Raw genomic sequence first — 22,178 nt, 5'->3', positions numbered from 1 at the left:
CATGTTTAAAAAACTTTCTTATTCCAAGTTTATCCGGGTAACTTTGAATCGTTTGGATTTAATGAGGGTGCGTTTTCTGGCCGATGTTCTGGCCCGGGGAGCGGTGGTCAAGCATAGCCATGTTTTGGGAGCCGCTGGCCAGGTCCTCGTGGCTAAGGCTTTTCCAGAACTCAAGCTTAACGGCCGTTTTTATCTTGAAGGCGATGGAGGATACGACTATCTCAATGCCCGTTTTAATACCAAAACCACGGTCAAATGCGCTGATTATCTACCTATCCTGTGGTGCGAGCAGGCGATTCTTTCGGGCGAAAAGGAAGGCGCGCTAGTTTATATAGGAGTGGTCATGGATCCCTACGAGGAGTCCTCTGAAACCTGGAGCGGAGAAATCTACGGTTTTGCGACTATCTTCCATCTGAGGCGCCTGCTCCAAAAGAAGAAATTTGTGGCCAGCCATTATCTCCCGTCTCTCGTAGGTTTTCCTAGTTGTTACCTGTATCCTCCCTCCTGGCTCAAAGCCTATTTGAAATTCAAGGATACAAACCCAGAATTATTGGAAGAATTTTTCAGCAAAGAGGATTTAGTAGCGTTAAATGAAGCGCTGTTTGATTTTACATCCTCTTTTTCCGGTTCTTTTTCTGATGAAGCTCAAATTCTGTAAACAAGTTATCTTGCTCAGACATAAATAATTTCAGCTTTTGTAACTTACAAATAACTTACAATCTTTAATAACTTTCACCTCTTAAATCGAATTTACTGTTTAATACACTGAATTTTGTGCTATTTTCAATGAAAGTTTTGGCATTGCATTTGCTATAGTTTTCAAAAAAAGAGTCCCCAAATCAAAAATGAAAAAGTTAATATTGGTACAACCTCCTCTTTTAGGATTGCTTGATGGATTTTCTTTTGGTTTGATTAGTTTGGCTAATTATATTGTTTTGAATAATAAAAACGTCGAAGTAGATCTATTAGATTTTAGTCGCATGTCCTTTAGTGAGGTAGAAAACCGTATTTCTGAAATTTCAAATGATGTAGATGGTTCAAACTTATCCTTTATAGGAATAACTACTACTACTGCTACTTATCAAGCTGCATTATTTGTGGCAAAAACTTTTAAGAAATTCCTGCCAAAATCAGTTATAATATTTGGGGGGCCTCATGCTACTGCGGATTATGGAACTATTTTGAAATATCACAGAGATATTGTAGATGTTATTATCATAGGAGAAGGAGAAAAATCGTTAAATTATCTATTGCAAAATTATCCAAAATTAGAGCTAATTCCCGGAATCGCTTATGTAAGAAATAATAGAATCCATAAAAATTTTCCCCCACCTTTATTGACACAAGAAGAATTAGATTCTATACCTGTTGTTTTTAAAAATAAATCTATTGGAACTCCGGGGAAATTCAATCATATTACATATGTATCTTCCAGAGGCTGTTTTTATAAATGTTCTTTTTGCGCTGTTGGAAATAACAAGATTCGTTCTAAAAGCATAAAAGCATTTATAAGAGATATAGAAAGTTTGTTAAAATTGGGATTTAAAAGGATAGCTATTGAAGATAATTTCTTTGTGCATTCTTTGCAAAGAGCCAAGGATATATGTAAAGCTCTTATAGAGCTTAAAAAGAAGAGGAATTTCACTTGGGATTGTCAGACTCGAGTAGAATCTTTAATTCATGAAGACATCGTTGATCTGCTGGAAGCTGCTGGATGCGAAGCAGTATACATAGGGGTTGAGTCATTTAATTTTGATCATTTAATTTATTTGAATAAGACCAAAAATCCTGAATATTATATAAAAGTTTTGCTTGAAAAAGTAATTCCCAACTTGATGGATAGTAAAATTGAATGTTATTTAAATCTTCAGTTTGGATTGCCAAATGAAACGACCTATCATGTTGAAAATACTATTAGTATATTAGAATCTATTGGACATATGGCTCTTAACAAAGGAAAATTTATAACAATTTTCCCTCAACTGCATGTTATTTATCCTGGAACTCCACTTTTCTATCAAGAGTTAAAAAACGGTTTGTTTCCAGAGGATATTTTCGAATACTTTACTAAGTGGGAAATGGACCATCAACCAGTAATTGCTTGGCTAGGAGAGCATTTTGCTCATGGAGCGGGAGGGCTTCCTATAGGGATATTGGATAAGAAACGACTAAAAGATAGAGTATTTGATTTACAAACTGACAAAATTTTGGCAATTTCTTATACATTAAAAAAAATTTCTAGACTGCCCGGGATTAAAGTTTTTAATTATGGAGATTATATTGTTTCTGAATTAATGGGAAAAGGAGGGTAAAAATGTGGAAAAAGATAGTTTTTCTGATAATTATATTTCTAATAATAGTTACACTTTTAACTATCAAATTTAGTATTAAAGAACAAAAAAAACATTACAAACTCATAGCAATTGCTACATTAATGTCGCATCCTGCTTTAGATGCAGTTATCCAGAATCTTAAAAAAGAACTCGAGATGGAAGGCTTTGTAGAAAATAAAAATGTAAAATACATTATAAGAAACGCGAACGGACAAATACAATTGGCAGCCAATATTGCTAATGAATTGTCTGCCCTCAATCCGGATGTAATAGTAGCTGTAACAACTCCTATGTCTCAAGCTATAGTCAAGGTTGCACGATGTCCGGTAGTTTTTGCAGCGGTTACAGATCCTGTGGGAGCAGGTTTAGTGAAATCATTAGATAAATGTGAAAAGATGATTACTGGTACTAGTGACGCTTGGCCTTACTATGATCAACTCAAACTAATAAAAGAAATCACTCCCAAGGTTAAAGTGCTAGGTGTTCTTTATAATCCCGGTGAAGCTGCTTCGCAGTATGGTATCAAAAAAATAAGATATTATGCTCCTAAGTTAGGGTTTAAACTGCTCGAAGGGGCGGTTAGTTCTACTGCAGAAGTGTATCCAGTAGCTCAAAATTTAGCTTCTAGAGTTGATGCCTTATTTTTGTCTAGCGATAATACGGTTATTAGTGGTGTTGGTGCTGCTTTAAAGGTTGCTATAGAACACAAGATTCCTCTATATGTTGGAGACAGTGGAACGGTAGCTAAGGGAGGATTAGCTGCCGTTTCTGTGGGATATCCTGAGTTGGGTAGAGAAACAGGTAAATTAGTGGCTCGAGTTTTAAGAGGGGAACGATGTATTCCTGTTGTAGTGGCTCGCGGTTCTGAAATTTACCTTAATTTAAAAGCTGCTGAACTAATGGGTGTTTCGATTCCGAAAGAGATTATCAAGAAAGCTAAAAAAATTTACTACGAAATTCAAAAATGAATTGGTTGATTCCTTTAGATATTGGTTTAATCATGGGTTTGATTTTTTCCTGGGTGGTTCTATCTCTTGCAATAGCTTTTAGACTTTTTAATTTTCCCGATTTAACTATAGAAGGCTCTTTCCTCTTGGGTGCCGCTGTTTATGCAACTTTGTATAAAGCCAATTTTAATATCTGTCTATCTATTTTTGTGGCTAGCATAGCTGGCGGATTATCTGGATTTTTGACTGCTCTTTTGCACTCACGATTTAAATTGAATAAATTTTTAGCCGCTATTATTGTGATAGCTATCATTTATTCTTTAAGCTTAAGACTTATGGGAGCATCTAATATTAGCCTTTTGAAGACAAAAACTCTTCTTGATTACCTGAATCGATACTTATATTGTGGTTTCCATGTTGGAATTATTGGTTTCCTTTTTTTATTTGTCGTTTTTGGATTGATTTTTATATCTCATCTTTTGTCTACCAAATTTGGGCTTCGTTTGCGAGTTTCTGGATCTAATCCAGAATATGCTAGGTCATTAGGTATCAATGTTTCTATTAGTTTAATCATAGGATTGTTTTTTACGAACTGTCTAGCCGCCTTTTCTGGTATCTTGCTTGCCATGTATCAAGGATTCGTTGATGTAGGTATGGGACAAGGGACCCTGATTTTGGCTCTAGCAGCGATGACTATAGGAGAACGTGTTTTACCAGAATCGTGTTTTTCTTTCCATAATTTTGTTTGTCTTTCTGCTGTTGTTGGAAGTATTTTATATCAACTTTTGGTTGCATATGCTGTTAGATTTGGGCTGGCCCCTACAGATTTAAAACTAGTGACAGCTTTACTTGTTTTAATGGTGGTAATTCTGCGTGTCTCTCGAGATTCAGAATTGTTTGCTGATATGTAATTATGGACAATCCAATTCTTTATATCGAAAATTTGGAAGTTTCTTATAACCGATGGGGACAAACTATTAAGGCTCTTGATGGTGTCAACTTGTCTATTCCGTCAGCTCAATGGATCATGCTTATTGGGCATAATGGTTCTGGTAAGTCTACACTATTAAAAGCTATTAGTGGTAGAATTTTTTTGTATAGTGGTAGAATTTTTATTAATAATAAACCAATAGAACAAATGACCGTTAAAGAAATTTCTGATAGTATTTTTTATGTGCATCAGGATCCTTTATTGGGAACAGCTGCATCTTTAACTATATTCGAAAACCTTTATGTTGCAGATTGGAACTCTAAAGGTTTGTCTAGAAAACAATTACAGGAAAAATATTTAGCTTTATTAGAGCCTTTAGGCCTTGGCAATAAACTCAAACAAATGGCTAAAACATTGTCAGGCGGAGAACGGCAATTGTTAGCTCTTACTATTGCCCACCTTCGTCCAGCAAAAATTTTTCTTCTTGATGAACCTTTAGCAGCATTAGATCCAAAAAATGCAGAAAAATGTATGGAGCTTATAAAAAGTTTATATAATAAAGGAAAGACTATCGTGCAAGTAACACACGATTTGGATCTAGCTAAAAAATATGCAGACAGAATTATTGTTATGGCACATGGAAAAATAATTTCAGATTTTAAAAAGGAAGAATTTGATATAGGAGATCTATCAAATTTGTTGAATAGGAGGTAATTTTTAAATGATTAAGATAGGGAGTTATGATAAAAATTCCCTTGTTAGATCTGGGATTATTGGTAGTATTTTGAAATTTTCTAAACCTAGAGAGGTTTTAATTTATCCTTTTTTAGATTATCTTTACCTTTATTTTCAACCTAGTAAAAAAGATGATCCTCTGGTTTTCATGTTTTGGGAAGGAGATAGATGTATATTTTCTTCTTTTAACGATCTTTATTATACCAAAAAATACGGATTAATAAAAGAAAATTTTACTCCTCCCCCTCATAGAATGCTTCTTTCCGATTCTGGCTTTTATTTGTCTATACATAAAGTAAATAGCCAAAAATTGAAACAATTTGAAAAGAAAAAAAATGCAAAGTCTAACAGAGACAACTTAGCAGAATTGCAAAATGAGCTTTTGCCAGTAGATAAGGAGAAAACAGAAAGTTTAGAAATACTTTTTGAAGACTCACAATTTAAGTTATTTTTCATTGAAAGAGGCACTTTAAATTCTTTATTAAGTGCAATTCAATCTGAGATAAAAGATCCATATATGTCAAAATTAGTTGATGATTATGAGAAACAAATTGATGAAGATCTTGATATAAAGTTCGTTAATAAATGTACGGATGGTCTAAGAGTAATTCTTGATGAATGTTGGCAAGATATTCAAGATTTTTTATCAATTAACTCAGAAGATAAGCCGGAGTTAGGAAATATTTTTTGTGTAATTAGAATGGCTTGTTATAAAAACTTAAGATATACCATATTTCCATATACTGCCAAGATTTTATTATCAAAAAACCAGGCAAACATACTTCAAGATTGGATGGAACATAAATGTAATAAATGTAGAAAAAACTGCAAAGTAAAAAATGGTGCTAATATTGTTGATGTTTTAGAGGCACCTTTAAGTAAGAACGCCAGAGCTATTGCGGATTTGGTTTTTTGTTCAGGAATTGTTGAGTTTGGCCGTGAACCTAGTGATAAAGTTTGGGACACTTATAAAGAGAATTTTGAAATGGATAAAAGTAGGCAACAAGTTGAAAGATGTATCTATCCTTCTGGATATATATATTATGTACCCATTCATGTTGGAGGACACCCATGGTTAGCATTATTTACATTCAGTTCTGGCCAAGATAGATGGCTATATAATTACACTTTTTATCGTGATATCATCTCAGTAGTGGCTACCAAATTACGATTAAAAGCTTTAGATCAATATATTTTACAAATAGGTAATATTTTTATTGAAAAGTTGAATGAACCTTCTAAATTAGTATCAGAATTTATAGAAGAAACAAATAAAAAATTAAAATGGTTAGCAAGAATTTATCCATTTCCATTAATTCGAATAGAAGAAAATAAAAAAGCTAAAAAAATTGATGTTCTTTATTATAGAAATTTGCCTATTATTGCTAAAGAAAATCCATTTTTTGGCAAACCTCAAGTTAATTATGGTGCCTTTAAAGAGGAGGTTTTGTTAGAGAAAGTAGTTGATTATATTAACAAAGAAGTTAGCCATGTTTTAGAGATTCATAATTTAAGTGTTTCTCGACATTCTGCCATTTTTTCTCATGCAATGCCAACGTATATAAATAAAATAAAAGGAGATGTTATAAATAAAAGGTATGAAAAAGTTTTAGAAAAATTGGATTTTCTTTCTAATTTTTGCAACTTAGCTATGGCAGCTATTGATAGTAGAAGGAGAAATCGACTGAATTTTTCTTCTAAAAAATTGGAGGAATTTAAATTTTTTTTACAAGAAACCATAATAGAGAAAACTATTGAAAGAGTGGCAGATTATATTGAAGTTAAACCCAAAATTACTTTTTTTTGGAATATAGAGAAATGTGGAAATGTAATATATACTGAAGAGTATCTTTTTAGTGTAATATATGAAGTTATCTTAAATGCTGTAAAGTATTCTATAGAAAAAGGCAATATTGAAATATCTTTATCTCTTAAAAATAATGACAAAGTGTTTTTAATTGTTTCGAATTACTCGAGATTTGATTATGAAAAGACAAAAAGAATAATAAAAGCTATATTGGAGGGGACTGATGATTATTTGGGAACGGAATTTTTAAAATTATGTGCTAGAGCTTGTAACTATGATCAACCCAAATGGAGATGTGAAAAAATTAATAATGGTAAATATACTAAAATTATTACTGAAATTCAAATTGCAAAAATGGAGGAGATAAAATGATTGATTTTAAAATTTTAATTTTGGATGACAATCCTGGTAGTATTTATGGTATTTTAGAAACTTTTTGTAGAGAATATTTGAATGTGAATTTTTCTTTAGAAATTAACGTTAATCACTCTATTTCTGAAGTTTTAAGAAAAAGAGTTTCTATTTCTTTTGTTTTAAATGATGAACATGAAGATCAAGTAGATAGGATTATTGATGTCATTAGAAACAATAAATTAAATCAAAAGTTTGATTTAGTATTAATTGATGATCATTGGGGGCCGGATGAAGAATATGCTGGACAAGATAAAATATTGCCTGAAGTATTTAAAAAAATTAAAGGCTCCTATCCGGGCTTGCCCTGGATAACTTTGTTTACGAAGCATTTTTATGATTCTAGTAGGCTTAAACGTTTTTATGCGAACTTAGAAAATAAAGGGATAGATTCAGAAAGGATTTTGCCTCCATACCATAAAGATGCTAATTCTTTATTTAATTTACTTTTTTGGGCTATTAAAAGTAAAATTTACTATTTAGAAGCTTTACAAGCAAAAAAATCTGCTAAAAAATTTATAGAAATAACTAAAATTTTAGAGTTCGATAGAATAAAATTAAGATACAATCCCCAAGACTATGGATTAATTGGTAATTCAGATTATATGAAAAGTCTTTTTAAAATTATACAATTATATGCAGAATCTGATGTAAATATTTTGATTACTGGAGAAACTGGTACAGGTAAGACTAAAATCGCAGAAGTTATTCATAAGTTAAGTTCTAGAAGAAAGGGACCTTATAAGGATATAAATTGTGCTAATCTTCCAAAAGAGCTTCTTGAAAGTGAACTTTTTGGTCATGAAAAAGGGGCTTTTACAGGAGCTGATAGGATGAAGAGAGGAATATTTGAATTAGCAAATGGGGGCACAATATTTTTAGATGAAATAACAGAAATGCCTCCAGAAGTACAAGCAAAGTTATTAAAAGCTATAGAAGAAAAAAGAATTAGACGTGTCGGCGGTACTGAATATATTAATGTCGATGTAAGGATAATAGCAGCTACTAATAAAAATATAGAAGAATTAATTAAAAGTGGTAAATTTAGAAACGACTTATTTGCCCGTTTTCCAGCTCGTATAAATATTAGTCCACTTAGAGAACATAAAGAAGATATTCTCTCTTTAATTGATTTTTTTAGGAATAAATTTCAAAAACAATATAATAGAAATATAGAAATTTCTGAAGATGCGATAGAGTTTTTAATGAACTATAATTTCCCCGGAAATATTAGAGAACTTGAAGATATAATAGAAAATATATTTATTCACTGTTCCAATGTTTCTGAAGTTACTAAAAAACATGTTTGGGCAATTTTAAATCTCCGTATATCAAGTACTGAAAATGAAATAGAAAAATGCTTGTCTCAAGAGATAGAAACTGATGAAAACGATGAATATATTCGGGTTCAAGATATTTTAAATAGGCTAGAAGAAGCTTGCAAAAAAGCTTTAGAGCAAAAATTATCTGAAGGCACAGAGAATTATTGTCTTACTCGCAAAGAATGGGCTAAGTACTGTCGTAGGGAAAGAGGAGGAAAGCAGGGAGTTACTACGCAGTATATAGATAATATTTTTAAAAAATATGCCAAAGAAATTCTTGAACTTTTAGAAAAATACTCTGATAGATGGCCATGTTTAAATAATCTCAAAATTCTAGATAAAAGATCAAAAACTTTGACGGATTTGAAAGAGTTTTGTAAAAAGAAAATGGCTAGCTAAACTTTTACCTTTCCGGCGGGCGCAAGGCCGGTTTTTTATTTCGAGGATCATAATTGCTGTGAGTTTTTGTTCTTGAAATTTTCTATAAAATTTTTATGATAACATCCGTGCGTAAAAAATTCGTAGGTCGGCAGGAAGAGCTTGAGCGGTTGGAGTTTGAGTATCGGCGTCCGGGTGGAAGCCTGGTAACCATCTACGGACGCAGGCGTGTAGGCAAAACCCGACTTGTGCGCCAGTTTGGTCAGGGAAAACCTTTAGTTCTTTATTTCCAGGCTCAGGAGGTCACCCTCACCCAGAATCTCGCCGCCCTTCTCCGTAGTTTCAACCGCTTGGCCTCCGAAACGAATCTTAAGCCCTATTTAACCCTTTCCCAAAGCGCTTTTTCTGAGATGGATCTTCTGGAAAGTTTCATCCGTGCCGCTACAGCCAGGGCCCGGGAGACCGGCCAAAAGTTCGTTTTCATCCTCGATGAGTTCCCCAGGCTGCTTAAGAGAACCCGCCTTGAGGAGCAAAAATACCCTTCCTTCGATTCCTTTATTCAGCGTCTATGGGACGAAGGTCTTTCGGAATCTCCGGTAATGTTCATCCTTCTGGGTTCCTCGGTCTCCATGATGCAGGAGGCTTTTTCGGATGCGGCTGCTCCGCTTTTTGGAAGACGCACCGCCTCTTTGGCTCTGCGTCCCCTTGCTATGGACTATCTTGCGGAATACCTGGATCTGGACCTAAGGGTAAAAGACCACCGCTGGCAAACATTCTATCTCTATGCCCTTCTCGGAGGGGTGCCCTTCAACTGGGAGGTTCTGTCCGCGGCTCTGGAATTCGAAGAGGGAGATTTCTCTAAAGCCCTTATGCGGATCTTTACCAGAGAACCGATCCTGCGGGAGGAATTCGACCGGGTCTTCAGGGAGGAACCTTTAGCCGGGCGCATTCTCAAGGCTATTGTGGTGGCCCTCTCCAGGAAACCTTTGCGGGAGGAGGCCCTGCGGGAGGCCACCGGTATTCCTAGCCTATCTCCTTATCTTTCCCTCCTTCAGCGCCTCGGTGTGGTTGAACCGGATCCGGAATTTTCTAAAAGGGATCTGAAGAAGAAAAAGTTCTTCTGGCGTATCTCCGATCCCTTCCTCTGTTTCCTGGGAAGATTCGGAAGCGAGCTTGAGGAATCTTCCTGGCGAGAGCCGGAGGTGGTCTGGCAGGGCATTGAAAAGCGACTTTCGGACGAACACCTGGGTCCTCTTTACGAATTTCTCTGGAGAAAGGCGCTGGCCGCCCAGGCCCCTCCCGGCATGAAAGTAGGCCAGATCACCGTGCCAAGCCCCTCCGAAAGAAAATCCTATCAGGTGGATGTTATCGGCGTCATAGGCGAAGAACTGATTTTTCTGGCGGAAGTCAAACTCAAAGGATGGAGCCGAAACTATTTTGAGACCAATGTCAAGAAGAAACTAACCCTCTTAGAAAAGATCTTTAAGGTATCCCCACATTTCAAACTTCTGGTAATTTCTACCGAAAAGGATCCTGAGAGTTTGAAAAGTTTTAAACAGCACGGGCTTGATGTTCTCTGGCTCGACTACCCTTATAAAGAGGTTTTAAAGAAAGTGCGTACTTTCTATGCCGGTTTTTCACCTTCGACAAAAGCATAATTCGAGATCCGACTTTTCTTTTCCCGGAGAAGGCCACTTATCAGAAAGTAACAGAATTTCAAAGCTTGATCCTCACTAAAAGATAAGTCCTTTCCACTAGTAAACAAATTTCAAAGTAACCTAAAGTAACTTACAAATAATTTTCAAATTATTTTCCGAAATTTTGGCACATTAATTGCATATTATTGGGTAGAATAGGTCGATAGGAGAAGTAAAGATGTACTGGAGAATGGTTATAGCTATATTGGTACTCAGCATAAAAATTCAATCAGTTTGGGCTTATGACTCTACAGAGCTTAAAAAGTTTCAGGAGCTAGTATCTTTCACGAGGATGTTAATCAACACTAAAATTGTCAGTAATCATAAATTTGTAAACTACAATTACTCAATAGAAACTTACATTGAAGAGGCAGCTTATGTATACGATTTAGATCCTCTATTGTTGAAGGCCATCATTAAGCACGAAAGTAACTTCAATCCTTACGCTGTAAGTTACAAAGGGGCTATAGGGTTAATGCAGTTGATGCCGGAAACGATAGAGTTTTTGAAGGTGCGTGATCCCTGGGATCCTCGCGAAAACATTTTCGCAGGGGCTCGTTACTATCGCATGCTTCTTGATCGGTTTAATGGTGATCACTATAAGGCTTTGCTGGCCTATCATGCCGGTCCTGAAGCCGTAAGGAAGGGACGCATTCCCCGGGAAAGTCATAAATACGCCACACAGGTCTTAATGACCTGGAAAAAATACAGAAAAGGAGGTGTGCTATGAGGAATTACTTGATGCTTTTACTAGTTTTACCATTATTAGCGTTTGTTTTAACCGGATGTTTTAGTTACAGAGCCTCCACTATCAGCTGGGAAGAGGAGAAGTTAAGGTCTCGGGTTCTTTTGGATCGGTTTGAGGAGAGCATAGCCGGGCACGACTGTTATGAGGCCGAAAATTACAAAGCACAACTTTTCAGCACGGCAGCTTTTTCAAGCAACCGGATTAAGACTTTGCTGTTGACCAAACTCTGTTTCTGTTACCTGGAATCCGAAGGCAATGTCCAGATGTTTTCGAAGTGTGCCTCCGAACTTGAAGATGTCTCGCAAGGACTTCCCTATTTACGCAAGGAGACACAGTTTGTGTTGGAATTGGGGAGCTATATCTCGGAGGGTAAATCGTCCGAGGATTTCCGTGTTTCTCCTGAGATCCGCGATGCTTTGGCCACCATTTTCCAAGGAGGTGAGCGATGAAAACTTTGAGATTCATTTCGAGCTTAATTTTGGCCTCCTGTTGTTTTTTGCTGGCTACGGTTTGGTTTATGCCGAGGATAGCGCCGGAAATCGCGGGGACAAGAGATGTTTCCAAGAGGTCTATGGAGGCCGTAGCTTATCGGGAGAATGAGAAGGAGGTTCTTAGTAAAGCATTCTCTGAGAAGAGTGAGTCTAAAACTGTATTCGGGAAGGTTAGTCGTTTTGGGAAAGCTGGGTATACCCCGGAGAGAGCCGGAGAGAAGGCCCCAAGAGCTTTAGTGTCACATTTGGGCGGGGATCGAAATTCTAAATCGCTTAAGGGGGATTCTGAATACTTCGATGGTGGTAAGGGAGGGGAATACTCCGGGAGGAAGGGGGAAGGAAACGATAAGGGGAAGGCTTATCCTCCGGGGGAGAGAGATCCTCTGGAGGAAGCCGAATCGACCCTTATTTCGCTGGAACGAATATTTAAATAAAGGAGGGGAGCCATGAGGAGGTATTTAGTGACCATAGTCTCTTTAACTCTGATTTTCGGTGTTATTTCAGTAGCTTTTGCTGGTTCCAGAGGGCGTATGATTCAGAGGCTTTGGCAGAGGCATGAGCGTGGAATTTCGGGTTTGATAGAGTGCTGGAGAAGCGGAAGGCCTATGGCTGCTTGCAAGCGTTACCTGGAGGAGATTGTTTCTGCGGAGGTAGGGCTTCTGGCTTACGGAGTTTCTCCCAAGGATCCTCGTCTTGTGTGCGGCATAGCCTCAAAGGAAGAGGGGTTGAATGTAAGCCGTTTCGTATACGAGCTGATTTTACAGCGATTTGAAAAGCAGACGGGTTGGAGACCCACGGCGACATTTCCCGTCTCCATAGAGACGGGAAATAACAATAATTCTTAAGGAGGAGGTGTGCCATGAGGGGAATTATAAAAGGAATTAAAGGAGTGATGTTTAAGATCTTAGTAGTGACGGTAGCCTGGATCAACATTGTGGGATACGCGCTTGCTGTTGAGACTACAATGATTGTCAAGCTCCAGGAAGACATCAGAAATTCGTTTAAGAGGCTCGATCATATGCAGAAGGAGTACGAGGGAAAGGTTGTAGAGCTTGATCGGGAGATCCAGGAAGTGATCCAGGAGATCGGTGCTACTAAGGATCCGGAGAGGAGGAACTACTTAGCGAAGCGGTATTTCCGGTTGCGCGCAGAAATTCTAGCTACTACGGCCAAGACATACGCTGAGATTCACGATATTTTGGTGAACACCATATCCAAGATGGAAAAGCTTTATCGTCTCATGGAAGATAATGAAGAGCTTTCTCCTCTTTCGGAGGATGACAAGAGGATTGTAAGTAATATCATGGTGGGGCTCCGGAATCTCTTTTACAGCATCTTAGAATCTTCGCCCAACAATCCCAGACTTGCGCTTATTTCTCACAATATAAAAAGTTTGGACGAGCGGTTCAGGCGGTTTTTCCGTTCCAACGATAATATTAGCTTCCAGGAACAAATCGATTATTTGACGGATCTGGCCGCTTCTATCCGTGCCTCTTTGTCTCTGCTTGAGGAAGAGAGGGGTGAAATTTTTCGGAACATTTATCAGTTTGTGCAGACAAATATTACGAATCAGGTCTTTCGTTTAAAACCAACATATTACAATATTGTGAAAAATTATTCACGGTATCACAAGTATGATGCCGAAGTTTTGAGTAGCGTAAGGGGGGACACACCGGAGGCTGATTATCCCTTCGCCGACTTGAACAGTGTAGGCCAGTATTAAACTCCTTGCGGGAGAGGCCCAAGAGGCGGCCTCTCCTTATTTAATTTTTTTCACAGGGGGTGAGAAAATGAAAGCGAACTTCAATAAGCTTGCAGACTTCTCTTTCATCTTGATTTCCGTTGTGGTGTTAATGTTGACCCTTTTCAATTTACCTTACAATTTAGTTACAATTTTAAGATTCCTTTGGGGTTATATAGGGCCAACAACTGTTCTTCTTGTGCCTATGGCGGTTTTCGTTCTCGCAGTGGTCTTCATTTTACCGTTTGGACGCTTGAGAAGCAAGGATGTAACCACGGAGCTACTGCGGGTCATCTGTTTCCTGGCACCACTTCTGGGGTTTATTGGAACACTTCTTGGGTTTAGTTCGGGGACCCTGGGTTTCAAACACGGTTTTGACACCAAAGCCGTGGCTCAGATGGCGGTGCGCACAGGACAGGGGATAAGCTCGACTTTATTCGGAATTGTCATTTTTGCTCTTTCTGGCCTTATCCTTCGTTACGGAGTGAGAGAGGATTCCACCAATATTTCTCATTTATTGGCGAAAATTTCTCACGCTTTAGAGGAGGTGTCCCATGAATAAAAAAATATTGATAATTTTAGTTATAATATTGGGAATATTTTGCGATTTCTGTTTAAGCAAAAATAACAATCTTTTCGAAAATGAGGAATCTTCCTCCGTGAGAAGAGAGGCTGTCATAAGTTGTTTGAAGGATATTATCCTATATCAGCACATAATTGAGTTGTTAGCTGCAAAAGAAAGAGAAGATATGAAGCAGTTGCAGACTGCCAAAGATGAGACGGAAAGTAGATATTGGGCCTTGGTGATTTTAGAGTACGAGGGCCTTAAGTTGTATTATTTCGGTGAATCCTTATCGCGGATTTTGATTCTCAGAAGAATGCTTGAGAGAAGAGATCAGAACGAGGAACTTCTGGAATATGTACATAACCTAGAAAGATATTTTCAGGAAGCGATTGTGTGCAATCCCATAGGGATTCGGACAATTGAACTTATAAAAGGAAGGGAGCTTATAAGAGGGGAGAGGAGGTCAAGGGATGAGGAAGCGATTTCGAAGGCCTGGATCGAATTGAGGAAACATTTCGAAGTACTAAAGCGAGATTTTCACGAATTTATGGAGAGAAAGGGGGTTTAAGATGGGCATGGGCGGCAGAAGGCTTGAGAGTCTTAAGTTTGATGCCAGCTGGATAGATCTTGTGACCATTATTCTTCTGGTTTACATGTTCATGACCGTGGCTCTGGCTACCGCCATCAGAGAGGAGATTCAGACTCAAGTAAATCTCCTGAAAAAGAAAGCCCAAACTAATAGTCAGGCCTTTGGTCCGGAAACGCCGAAGCTTTCCATCGTGCCCGATGGTCAAAAAGGCTATCGCTTTGTCCTGGAGTCACAAAAGCTTGGGAAATTGGAATTTTCTTCGGTCAAAGGGGTAGTGGCGGAGCTTGAGCGTTTAAGGCCCCAGGCCCTGGTTTTGCGGGTGGATCAAAACACGCCCTTCAGGTATCCCCAGGAGATCATGATCGCAGCCAAGGATTTGGGAATCCGGCTGGGCCTGGCCTACATAAAAAGGAAATAGCCATGAAAAGAGCCATCCGCTGGCTGCCCTTTATTTTGGGGTTGACATTAGCCATTTTCCTGTGCTACAAGCTCAATTTGAAGGAAAAGAGCCGTGAGGCTCCTATGGAGGTGGGGCGGGTAACCTTTCAAAGGCAAGAGTCTGTAGTCCCTCTTCAGATGGTTGAACTGCCAAGGCCTAAACCGCTTGAAGCCCGAGATATTCGTAGAGCTGCCAAAAAATCCTCCGTCCAGGTAAAGCTTCGCTCCCGGGCAAGGGAATCTTCCGGTAAAAGAGTCCTCGGAAACCGCTCGAACGAACCTGTTATTGTTGCCGAATACGGCCTGCCTTTTGAGAAATATCTTGAATATATGCGGCGTCTCGGGGCACAGGTTGTTGTTTACGATGTTGAAAAAGGCCGGTTTGTATGCTCTATCCTGCTGGATGGCACACTTCTGCCCAATCCTTCTTTAAAAGGCTATAGTCCTCGAGCCAGGCGCTTAACTTCCGATTTTCCGAATCGGGAACAAGTTTTTCAGCAGGTACGGGAGCTTTTTGGTCCGGGCGATTATGAGATTCTTTTGCTGTTGCCTCAGGAAGTGGAAGAAAGGTTTTTGAGGGAAATCAAAAAAGCTCTGGAAAGCTTTGGATATTCCTGGTGGGATGTATTGTCCGTTAAAATAAGATATGAAGAAGATATTCAGGGCTTAGAGATAATTTTGAAAGAAATTTTTACTCCAGGCAAAAGAGTTGTGGTAAATTATGTTTTTAAGGGGTATTGAAAATGCTTCGATTTGATAAAGAATGGAAATTAAAGCTATTGAAAGAGTGTTTGGGTTTATGGGTGGAAAGGGAGTGTCCTTCTTGGGCGGCCTAAACATCTTGATCGTCTTCGCGCTATTAAAACCGGGAGAGTAGATCTGGAGGAGTGTGTAGAGGAATTACCAAGCAAGCCTATTAGGGTAAAATTGCACGATAAGTTGAAGCCGGATGAACTGGTTATTAGAGCTGGTGCATGGATTGATGAACTTATAGTGGATTATATTGTATTTCGTAAACCTTATTGGAAGGCAAAAAGGAATTTGTTGATAAAAAAGAATAGGAGGTAAAATATGTCTGGGAGAAAAGTAACTTATTGGTGTAATGATTGCGGTCATAGATGGAAAGGTATAAAACATCACGGAACAAAAGCACCTAAATGTCCAAAGTGTGGGAGTTGGAATGTAAGTAGAAAATGAGAAGATATATCTCTGTTGAACAACTTGTATATACTTGACACTTTAACAACTAAAGATGTTCAGGAGTATGATAAGTGGCGTAATTTCTTTGATTTTTGGATAAGTTTAGTATAGATTTCACTAAGAACATTTATTTGTGGGAGGGTGTTATGAAGGTAATAAATGCAAAGGATTGTAAGAAAAAGAAAAAAAAGAAGGGTGTGGTGGAAGTTAGTGGTAAGCCTCATTCTAAGTGTTGTATGAATCACCAGTAGAGACCTTTGAAAAATTTTGGAATTTTGTTCATATAAGCACTTTAAATACATTAGATATATGTACAAGTGATATTTAGGTAATTGCTTTATTGTATAATTTCAGGATAAGGTAAAGGAGTTATGAAGAAAGGAGCTAGAAGAGATAGGTTTTTAAAGGGTAAAGGTATAGAATAGTATTGATGTGGGGAGATAAAATATTGTTAAGATTGATGATTAATGAGAAAAATTATTGGACAAATGGATTTTGGAAGGTAGAATTATGTAATAAAGTAATATGCAACTTCCGAATTATGTTTTGAGAATAGATTTAAGCGATTTTGATTTAGGTTCAAAAGTTCTTTTGTTTAATACGGTTAACCAAGTTCTTGTAGAGTTGGATAAAGAAGAAGCTAAGTGTCTATTTGAGAGAGGATGCTCTTCTGAAGATCAATTTGAAAGACTTTTTAAAGATTTAGAAAAAGTAGGAATATTTGATGAACCTCAACTTGAATCTGAGCCCTTCAATACATCTAGAATAGTTATAGTTCCAACTTTAAGGTGCAATAAAAGTTGTTCTTATTGTTATCATGGAGGAACAATTAATTTGGAAATGAAAATTGCGGATATTCCTACATTACTTCATTATATCAAAAATTTTATAAAAGAGAAAAAGCCACAAAAAGTTTCTGTAATTTGGCATGGAGGAGAACCTTTACTTGTTGTAAATTTTATTAGTAGGCTGTCTAATGAGTTACACAGGATAGCTTTTTTGAACGATTTAGGATATGAGGAAACATTATTAACTAATGGAGTTCTTTTATCAGAAGATATGGCTATTTTTATAATGAAAAATACATATATTAGAGATATTCAGATTTCTATAGATAAGGAAACAAGCGAATCCTCTTTGCAGAAAATAAAACTTTCAGTGAAAAAACTTCTGGAAGAGGGATGTGCTATAACTATCAAGTACAATGTGCAAGAACAAAATTGGGATAGAATCAAGCAAATAGCTCAGTATTTTTCTTCTATTTCAAATGGAAATCTTTTTTTTATTTTGGGATATTTGGAACCTCATGGAGATTTGGGTACATGGTCTCCCATGAGTTATTCGGAATTTATAGATCGCTACTGGTCTTTAGCGGATTTTTTCAGATCATTAAGAATAGGATGGGAACCTTCCCTTCCAACGAGATTGTTTTCTGCATGTGTTGCAGATGATCCAAATTCTATTACAATAGGCCCAGATTTATTTACTTACAGGTGTAATGTAAATATACCTTCATCCAAATGGAGAATTTTTGGAATACATGATCAGGAAAATGGGAAAGTTAATAAAATGGCAGAAACTATTTTTTTAGACTATGACCCTTTCAATGATCCATTATGTAAAGATTGTCCTGTTGTTTATCTATGTATGGGAGGGTGTCATATTAAGAGAATATTTAATCAAAGGACAAAAGAATACTGTAAAGGGACGGTATTGAGGGTTAAGTGGCAAGTAGTGGATTTTTATAAATCCAAAGTTATTTGTAAAAATCGTTGATATATATGACCATCTATTTTTGGCCTTGTATCAAAGTGGCGTGATAGGCCACCTCCAGTGGTATTTCACCTCTAAAGCCACGAGTTTCGGACGAATCCCCGCCCCCAGCAGCCTCTCCTCAAAGGCCTCCCAGCTCTCCACCCCAAAAATCCTCCTTGCCATCGCCCGAAATAAGGCTATAAGCCCTCTCTCGCTCCATCTCTTGCCTATCCGTCTTACCCGTAGCTTAATCCGACCTATAACGTTCTCCGCCATATTTGAAACATTCGGAATCCATTCTCCTTTCTCCAAAAAATACTCCAAAAATATGAACAAATTCTCGCCCAGCCGCTTCAAATAGCTATGCGCCCGCGGATATACCTCCCGATCAAAAACCTCAAGCAACTCCTCCCACAGCCGACGGCTCTCCTCAAGAATCCCCTCCACTTTCTCTCTGATCCCAGGCCGATCCTTGGTTTTTAGCCTGAAAAGCGGGATCTCGCTCAAAAGATCCACCAAGTCCCGGTTCTCAAGCCCCCGAAAGCCGTCCTGATAAAGCACGAAGCTAAGATCCCTCCAGCCATGCCAGACACACCTCTGGTGCCTCATCCCTTCCCGTAAAAGTGCCTCTATCCCCGGCTCCCCATCGCTGATCAAAACCTCAACTTCCTCATAATCTATAACTCTCTCAAGCTCCCTGCGTACCTCCTCCCAGCTCCTATTCACAAAAAATCCCACCGGTATCCACGGCCCTTCCCCTCTCTCGGCTGCCAGCACCACCCGCACATCTCCCCACCCTGCATCCCTCCCGCGACCACTCTGAAGCCTCACCTTCATGGTGTCAACCATCAAGTGACGAAACTTCCGGCCCTTGGTGAATACCTCGCTGAAGGCAAAAATTTCACGGAAGTTCCGATGGACAGTAGCATGGGAGGGTACTTCAAGCCCCATCTCGTAGCTTGCTTCTCTGGCCGCCTGCCGAAAAGAAGTAAGCACCGAAAGCCTTGTGGCCAACCGCAAGGCTCCCGGCGAAAAACGTCTCCCTGAACGAAAATCGACCGCCAGAGGAAGAAGCCTAAGACTCTTGCGACTCTGTTTATCCAGGATCTGGTGATTGACCACCTGGACTTTCCCGAAAGAGGTTTTGAAGGTGCGCAATCTTCCGTGCCGTCCGTTTTTGACGAATCTTTCAGGATGCAAGGCTTGTAACATGAACGAAAGGCGTTCCTGGAGAGCTTCCAGAAGAGTTTTTATCATTAGGCGACCTGATTCCTTTAGACTCTGGCGGCCGGTCTCTTCTATAACGGCCAGTGAGACCTTGCCCAAAGGGATTTCGAAGGTTATGAAAATATTTATGAGTAATTGCCTTGGGGCCACTGTTTCACCTCCTTATGAGAGTTTATTCCCCGGTGGCCCCATTTTACCTCCTTCATCACGCCACTTTGTGATAGGGTCCAAAATTTGGGATGATGGCATAGATTTTGCTTGTATAGAAAAAATAGAAAATAAAAATACACTTACAAAAAAAGGGGGTAGAAGTTATGGGAAGGGGATATAAAGGAGATAAAATAGATGCAAAATATCACAAAAAAGAGTTGGGAAAACTTTTAAAAGCTTTTAAAAAATAAAATAAAGAAAAAAGATTGGTAGTTCTTTTTCAAATTTATTAAAAATTTTCCTGGAAGGTAGTAAATGAATGAAAAATAAAAATAAATTGCTATTTGAGGCGGCAGAAGTTGGAGATATTGAAAAAGTAAGTTATTTACTTGAACACGGAGCAGATGTAAATGCAAGAGATGAAAATGGTCGCACCCCTCTTCATTTAGCAGCAGATGGTGTTTATTTTAAAATAGCTTTTATGAATGCAAGAAACAAAGATGATTTTGACGCAGCATGTTATGGGAATTTAGTAGTGGCAGAATCGTTGCTTAAGCTTGGAGCAGATGTAAACGCAAAAGACATAAATAAGCGAACCCCTCTTCATTTAGCCGCTCAAAGTGAATATTCAAAAATGGTTGATCTTTTATTAAAATACCGAGCTGATATAAACGCAAGAGATGAAGATGGTTGGACGCCACTTCATATAGCGTCATATTATGGAAATCCAGAAGTAGTAGAATGCTTACTTAAACACGGAGCGGATGTGAATGCAAGAGATAATGACGGTTTAATGCCGCTTCACTTAGCAGCAGGAAATGGAACTTCTAAAGTAGTAAAAATATTGCTCCAATATGGAGCGGATGTAAATGCAAGGATTGATAATTCTTGTGATATATCTCCTTTTGGAAATATGTTTATGGGCGATGAAATACCTCTTCATTTTGCTGCGCGAAACACCGAAGGAAAAATAGCAGAAATTTTAATCCAACACGGAGCAGATATAAATGCAAGAAATAGAAAAGGCAGAACCCCACTTCATTTAGCGGCATGGGATGGAAACTCCGAGGTGGCAGAAATTCTGCTTAAGCATGGGGCTGATGTAAACGCAAAAGATGAGGACGGTAAAACTCCTCTGCATTTAGCTCCAGTTATTCATCCAGGATCGAGATTGGTGAGTCGTTTAAAGGTCGTAAAAATTCTTCTCAATTATGGGACGGATGTAAATGTTCAGGATAAAGAAGGAAAAACTCCCTCCTGTTTAATAGGTGAATTACTCAATCGTGAGACGGATGTTAGTTAGTAGATACTCGATAGAATGAAGGAGGGCATGATGGGGGAGGAAGCGAGGGCGCTTGTCAAGTTTTCTGTGTCTGGACTTAGTGGTCATCTTTAGAAAACCTCTCCTCAAAAAGGCATCTCAGGAGATGAGCTATTTCCCGATACTTCCAGTTGGGACGCCTCCAGCGACCCTCTAAAAGTTCTTTGGCCAATACCCCGTACCGAAAATTACGATCCCTTTCCGAATGAAAATACCCTCCACAAGCCCTCTCCGCCTCCTCTATTTTCCGATTAAGGCCTTCGGCCAGATTCGTCGAAGAAAATAACGGTCTCAGCTCTTTTGGGTATTTCAAGAAAGCCAGATAACGCTCCTTGCGGTTGGCAACCCTTTTCACAAACCGCAACCCCTGCGGTAGCTTTTCCAACAGGGCTTCAAAAAGCCTCAAGCCTTCCTCATAGTTGAGGCTATTCTTGATACTCTGGAAATAGTCTCTGAAAGTTCGATAGTGCTCTCGGCTGAGGTGTTTTCTGGCGTTGCGCAGAAGGTGTACGGTGCAGAGCTGAATATCTGCCCTGGGAAAGAAGGCTTCGGTAAGGGAAGAGAGGCCGGGAAAATCATCGTGAACCACAATAAGGATTCTTCTTAAGCCCCTCTGGATAAGCTTCTCAAGAACTTTTTTCCAGTTTTCCTGGCTTTCCTGGCCTTCAAAGGTGTAAAGGCCCAGGATCAGCTTTTGGCCTTCCAGGGTAAGACCCAGGGCCACGTAGGTGGTGTATTCCCGGACTTCCTTTCCCTCTTTAACTTTCTGGCGGATGGATTTGCCGTCCAGGAAGATGGCGGCCAGATCCGAGGGCAGAGGCGAGGAGTTGAGGGTTTCAAGATAAGTTACGAATTCTTCAATCACTTCATCCAGGTAGTCTTGGTTGAAGGGCAGATCTATATTTTGGAGGGCTCGGGAGGCGCTCTGTATAGAACGAGCCCCAAGAAGGAAGGAGAAAGCTAGATTGAGGTAGTCTTCAGGGAGGTAGCGAGTATGGCCTGGAGGAAGAAAGAAAGGGCGAAATTTTTCGTAGCGGGTGCGGGCAATTTCTACCGGAAAGGATAGTCCTCCTATCTGGAGATTTCTCTGGTAGAAACCGTTTCCTTTGTCGTGGGGATGATTTTTAAGGTGGATGGCGCGGTGAGCCAGGCCCAGGTTTTTGAAGAGCCAGGAGAAGAATTCCTGAGGAACAAAGTCTTCCCACTTCTGGAGTTCCTCTAGAAATTTTTCGGTAAAGAGGTTATCTTGCTTCATAGGTGTACCTCCTGTTTTAGATTTTTTTCTTTTGCTCGGGGAGCCCCTCCAGTAGAAGAGGCTCCCTTTTTTTTCTTAATACCCGGACACAAAAATTTAAGTACCACCGGCCGGGGGGTAAAAATAAATTTGATCTT

General features: G+C 38.8%; 21 protein-coding genes. 19 read left to right on the top strand and 2 right to left on the bottom strand.

Annotation, left to right across the window (positions count from 1 at the left end):
- Window position 1: 1 nt before the first annotated feature.
- From TDIS_RS06170 to TDIS_RS06085, 18 genes are all read left to right on the top strand, one after another.
- On the top strand, window positions 2–658 hold the full coding sequence (locus tag TDIS_RS06170; RefSeq protein WP_068670414.1) for a hypothetical protein: 657 nt from the start codon (window positions 2–4) through the stop codon (window positions 656–658).
- 187 nt (window positions 659–845) lie between these two features.
- Window positions 846–2,312, top strand: a complete 1,467-nt coding sequence (locus TDIS_RS06165) for a B12-binding domain-containing radical SAM protein (RefSeq protein WP_068670413.1) — start codon at window positions 846–848, stop codon at window positions 2,310–2,312.
- A 2-nt stretch (window positions 2,313–2,314) separates the two neighbouring features.
- Window positions 2,315–3,301 (top strand): ABC transporter substrate-binding protein, encoded by a 987-nt coding sequence (locus tag TDIS_RS06160; protein WP_084271000.1) that lies wholly within the window; start codon window positions 2,315–2,317, stop codon window positions 3,299–3,301.
- Window positions 3,298–4,191 carry an ABC transporter permease gene (locus tag TDIS_RS06155; protein ID WP_068670412.1) on the top strand — a complete coding sequence of 298 codons (894 nt, stop codon included), beginning with the start codon at window positions 3,298–3,300 and terminating at the stop codon, window positions 4,189–4,191. Before TDIS_RS06160 ends, TDIS_RS06155 begins: the two co-directional genes overlap by 4 nt.
- Before the next feature lie 2 nt (window positions 4,192–4,193).
- The gene (locus tag TDIS_RS06150) at window positions 4,194–4,925 is read left to right on the top strand and encodes an ATP-binding cassette domain-containing protein (RefSeq protein WP_084270999.1); all 732 of its coding nucleotides are present in this window, start codon (window positions 4,194–4,196) and stop codon (window positions 4,923–4,925) included.
- A 7-nt stretch (window positions 4,926–4,932) separates the two neighbouring features.
- Window positions 4,933–7,125: an ATP-binding protein gene (locus TDIS_RS06145; protein WP_068670411.1), complete on the top strand. Its 2,193-nt coding sequence runs from the start codon at window positions 4,933–4,935 to the stop codon at window positions 7,123–7,125.
- Window positions 7,122–8,885: a sigma 54-interacting transcriptional regulator gene (locus TDIS_RS06140; protein ID WP_068670410.1), complete on the top strand. Its 1,764-nt coding sequence runs from the start codon at window positions 7,122–7,124 to the stop codon at window positions 8,883–8,885. The genes TDIS_RS06145 and TDIS_RS06140 overlap by 4 nt, the downstream gene beginning before the upstream one ends.
- A 107-nt stretch (window positions 8,886–8,992) precedes the next feature.
- Window positions 8,993–10,522, top strand: a complete 1,530-nt coding sequence (locus tag TDIS_RS06135) for an AAA family ATPase (RefSeq protein WP_161939491.1) — start codon at window positions 8,993–8,995, stop codon at window positions 10,520–10,522.
- A 217-nt stretch (window positions 10,523–10,739) separates the two neighbouring features.
- The gene (locus tag TDIS_RS11415) at window positions 10,740–11,291 is read left to right on the top strand and encodes a transglycosylase SLT domain-containing protein (RefSeq protein WP_068670408.1); all 552 of its coding nucleotides are present in this window, start codon (window positions 10,740–10,742) and stop codon (window positions 11,289–11,291) included.
- Entirely contained in the window at window positions 11,288–11,758 is a 471-nt protein-coding gene (locus TDIS_RS06125; protein WP_068670406.1) for a hypothetical protein, read from the top strand. Before TDIS_RS11415 ends, TDIS_RS06125 begins: the two co-directional genes overlap by 4 nt.
- On the top strand, window positions 11,755–12,234 hold the full coding sequence (locus TDIS_RS06120) for a hypothetical protein (RefSeq protein ID WP_068670404.1): 480 nt from the start codon (window positions 11,755–11,757) through the stop codon (window positions 12,232–12,234). Before TDIS_RS06125 ends, TDIS_RS06120 begins: the two co-directional genes overlap by 4 nt.
- A 12-nt stretch (window positions 12,235–12,246) precedes the next feature.
- A complete protein-coding gene (locus tag TDIS_RS06115) occupies window positions 12,247–12,645 on the top strand; it encodes a hypothetical protein (RefSeq protein WP_068670402.1) in 399 nt (132 codons plus the stop codon).
- Between the two features lie 14 nt (window positions 12,646–12,659).
- The gene (locus TDIS_RS06110) at window positions 12,660–13,523 is read left to right on the top strand and encodes a hypothetical protein (RefSeq protein ID WP_068670400.1); all 864 of its coding nucleotides are present in this window, start codon (window positions 12,660–12,662) and stop codon (window positions 13,521–13,523) included.
- Window positions 13,524–13,590: 67 nt separating this feature from the next.
- Window positions 13,591–14,103 carry a hypothetical protein gene (locus TDIS_RS06105; RefSeq protein WP_068670398.1) on the top strand — a complete coding sequence of 171 codons (513 nt, stop codon included), beginning with the start codon at window positions 13,591–13,593 and terminating at the stop codon, window positions 14,101–14,103.
- A complete protein-coding gene (locus TDIS_RS06100) occupies window positions 14,096–14,674 on the top strand; it encodes a hypothetical protein (RefSeq protein WP_068670394.1) in 579 nt (192 codons plus the stop codon). Before TDIS_RS06105 ends, TDIS_RS06100 begins: the two co-directional genes overlap by 8 nt.
- Window positions 14,675–14,681: 7 nt before the next feature.
- A complete protein-coding gene (locus TDIS_RS06095; protein ID WP_161939490.1) occupies window positions 14,682–15,113 on the top strand; it encodes a hypothetical protein in 432 nt (143 codons plus the stop codon).
- Between the two features lie 2 nt (window positions 15,114–15,115).
- Window positions 15,116–15,874 carry a hypothetical protein gene (locus tag TDIS_RS06090; protein ID WP_068670390.1) on the top strand — a complete coding sequence of 253 codons (759 nt, stop codon included), beginning with the start codon at window positions 15,116–15,118 and terminating at the stop codon, window positions 15,872–15,874.
- A 984-nt stretch (window positions 15,875–16,858) separates the two neighbouring features.
- Window positions 16,859–18,109, top strand: a complete 1,251-nt coding sequence (locus TDIS_RS06085) for a radical SAM/SPASM domain-containing protein (RefSeq protein WP_068670389.1) — start codon at window positions 16,859–16,861, stop codon at window positions 18,107–18,109.
- A gap of 30 nt (window positions 18,110–18,139) precedes the next feature.
- On the opposite strand, the gene TDIS_RS06080 is transcribed toward TDIS_RS06085, so the two are convergent.
- Window positions 18,140–19,465, bottom strand: a complete 1,326-nt coding sequence (locus TDIS_RS06080; protein WP_068670388.1) for an ISH6 family transposase — start codon at window positions 19,463–19,465, stop codon at window positions 18,140–18,142.
- A 319-nt stretch (window positions 19,466–19,784) separates the two neighbouring features.
- Between TDIS_RS06080 and TDIS_RS06075 the strand changes: the two genes are divergently transcribed.
- On the top strand, window positions 19,785–20,768 hold the full coding sequence (locus tag TDIS_RS06075) for an ankyrin repeat domain-containing protein (protein WP_068670387.1): 984 nt from the start codon (window positions 19,785–19,787) through the stop codon (window positions 20,766–20,768).
- 76 nt (window positions 20,769–20,844) lie between these two features.
- Here TDIS_RS06075 and TDIS_RS06070 read toward each other — a convergent pair whose 3' ends face one another.
- On the bottom strand, window positions 20,845–22,041 hold the full coding sequence (locus TDIS_RS06070; protein WP_068670386.1) for an IS256 family transposase: 1,197 nt from the start codon (window positions 22,039–22,041) through the stop codon (window positions 20,845–20,847).
- Window positions 22,042–22,178: the final 137 nt, after the last annotated feature.

It is taken from the genome of Thermosulfurimonas dismutans, from assembly GCF_001652585.1.
GTDB lineage: Bacteria > Desulfobacterota > Thermodesulfobacteria > Thermodesulfobacteriales > Thermodesulfobacteriaceae > Thermosulfurimonas > Thermosulfurimonas dismutans.
The sequence above is the reverse complement of the archived record's forward strand: the minus strand, read 5'-3'. Positions and strand labels throughout refer to the sequence as shown.

What these genes read in the sequence shown, in the direction of transcription:
- TDIS_RS06120 (WP_068670404.1), top strand. Translation starts at nt 11,755, where the DNA reads ATGAAAACTTTGAGATTCATTTCGAGCTTAATTTTGGCCTCCTGTTGT.
- TDIS_RS06110 (WP_068670400.1), top strand. Translation starts at nt 12,660, where the DNA reads ATGAGGGGAATTATAAAAGGAATTAAAGGAGTGATGTTTAAGATCTTA.
- TDIS_RS06150 (WP_084270999.1), top strand. Translation starts at nt 4,194, where the DNA reads ATGGACAATCCAATTCTTTATATCGAAAATTTGGAAGTTTCTTATAAC.
- TDIS_RS06125 (WP_068670406.1), top strand. Translation starts at nt 11,288, where the DNA reads ATGAGGAATTACTTGATGCTTTTACTAGTTTTACCATTATTAGCGTTT.
- TDIS_RS06115 (WP_068670402.1), top strand. Translation starts at nt 12,247, where the DNA reads ATGAGGAGGTATTTAGTGACCATAGTCTCTTTAACTCTGATTTTCGGT.
- TDIS_RS06145 (WP_068670411.1), top strand. Translation starts at nt 4,933, where the DNA reads ATGATTAAGATAGGGAGTTATGATAAAAATTCCCTTGTTAGATCTGGG.
- TDIS_RS06160 (WP_084271000.1), top strand. Translation starts at nt 2,315, where the DNA reads ATGTGGAAAAAGATAGTTTTTCTGATAATTATATTTCTAATAATAGTT.
- TDIS_RS06095 (WP_161939490.1), top strand. Translation starts at nt 14,682, where the DNA reads ATGGGCGGCAGAAGGCTTGAGAGTCTTAAGTTTGATGCCAGCTGGATA.
- TDIS_RS06170 (WP_068670414.1), top strand. Translation starts at nt 2, where the DNA reads ATGTTTAAAAAACTTTCTTATTCCAAGTTTATCCGGGTAACTTTGAAT.
- TDIS_RS06140 (WP_068670410.1), top strand. Translation starts at nt 7,122, where the DNA reads ATGATTGATTTTAAAATTTTAATTTTGGATGACAATCCTGGTAGTATT.
- TDIS_RS06105 (WP_068670398.1), top strand. Translation starts at nt 13,591, where the DNA reads ATGAAAGCGAACTTCAATAAGCTTGCAGACTTCTCTTTCATCTTGATT.
- TDIS_RS11415 (WP_068670408.1), top strand. Translation starts at nt 10,740, where the DNA reads ATGTACTGGAGAATGGTTATAGCTATATTGGTACTCAGCATAAAAATT.
- TDIS_RS06155 (WP_068670412.1), top strand. Translation starts at nt 3,298, where the DNA reads ATGAATTGGTTGATTCCTTTAGATATTGGTTTAATCATGGGTTTGATT.
- TDIS_RS06070 (WP_068670386.1), bottom strand. Translation starts at nt 22,041, where the DNA reads ATGAAGCAAGATAACCTCTTTACCGAAAAATTTCTAGAGGAACTCCAG.
- TDIS_RS06100 (WP_068670394.1), top strand. Translation starts at nt 14,096, where the DNA reads ATGAATAAAAAAATATTGATAATTTTAGTTATAATATTGGGAATATTT.
- TDIS_RS06165 (WP_068670413.1), top strand. Translation starts at nt 846, where the DNA reads ATGAAAAAGTTAATATTGGTACAACCTCCTCTTTTAGGATTGCTTGAT.
- TDIS_RS06085 (WP_068670389.1), top strand. Translation starts at nt 16,859, where the DNA reads ATGCAACTTCCGAATTATGTTTTGAGAATAGATTTAAGCGATTTTGAT.
- TDIS_RS06090 (WP_068670390.1), top strand. Translation starts at nt 15,116, where the DNA reads ATGAAAAGAGCCATCCGCTGGCTGCCCTTTATTTTGGGGTTGACATTA.
- TDIS_RS06075 (WP_068670387.1), top strand. Translation starts at nt 19,785, where the DNA reads ATGAAAAATAAAAATAAATTGCTATTTGAGGCGGCAGAAGTTGGAGAT.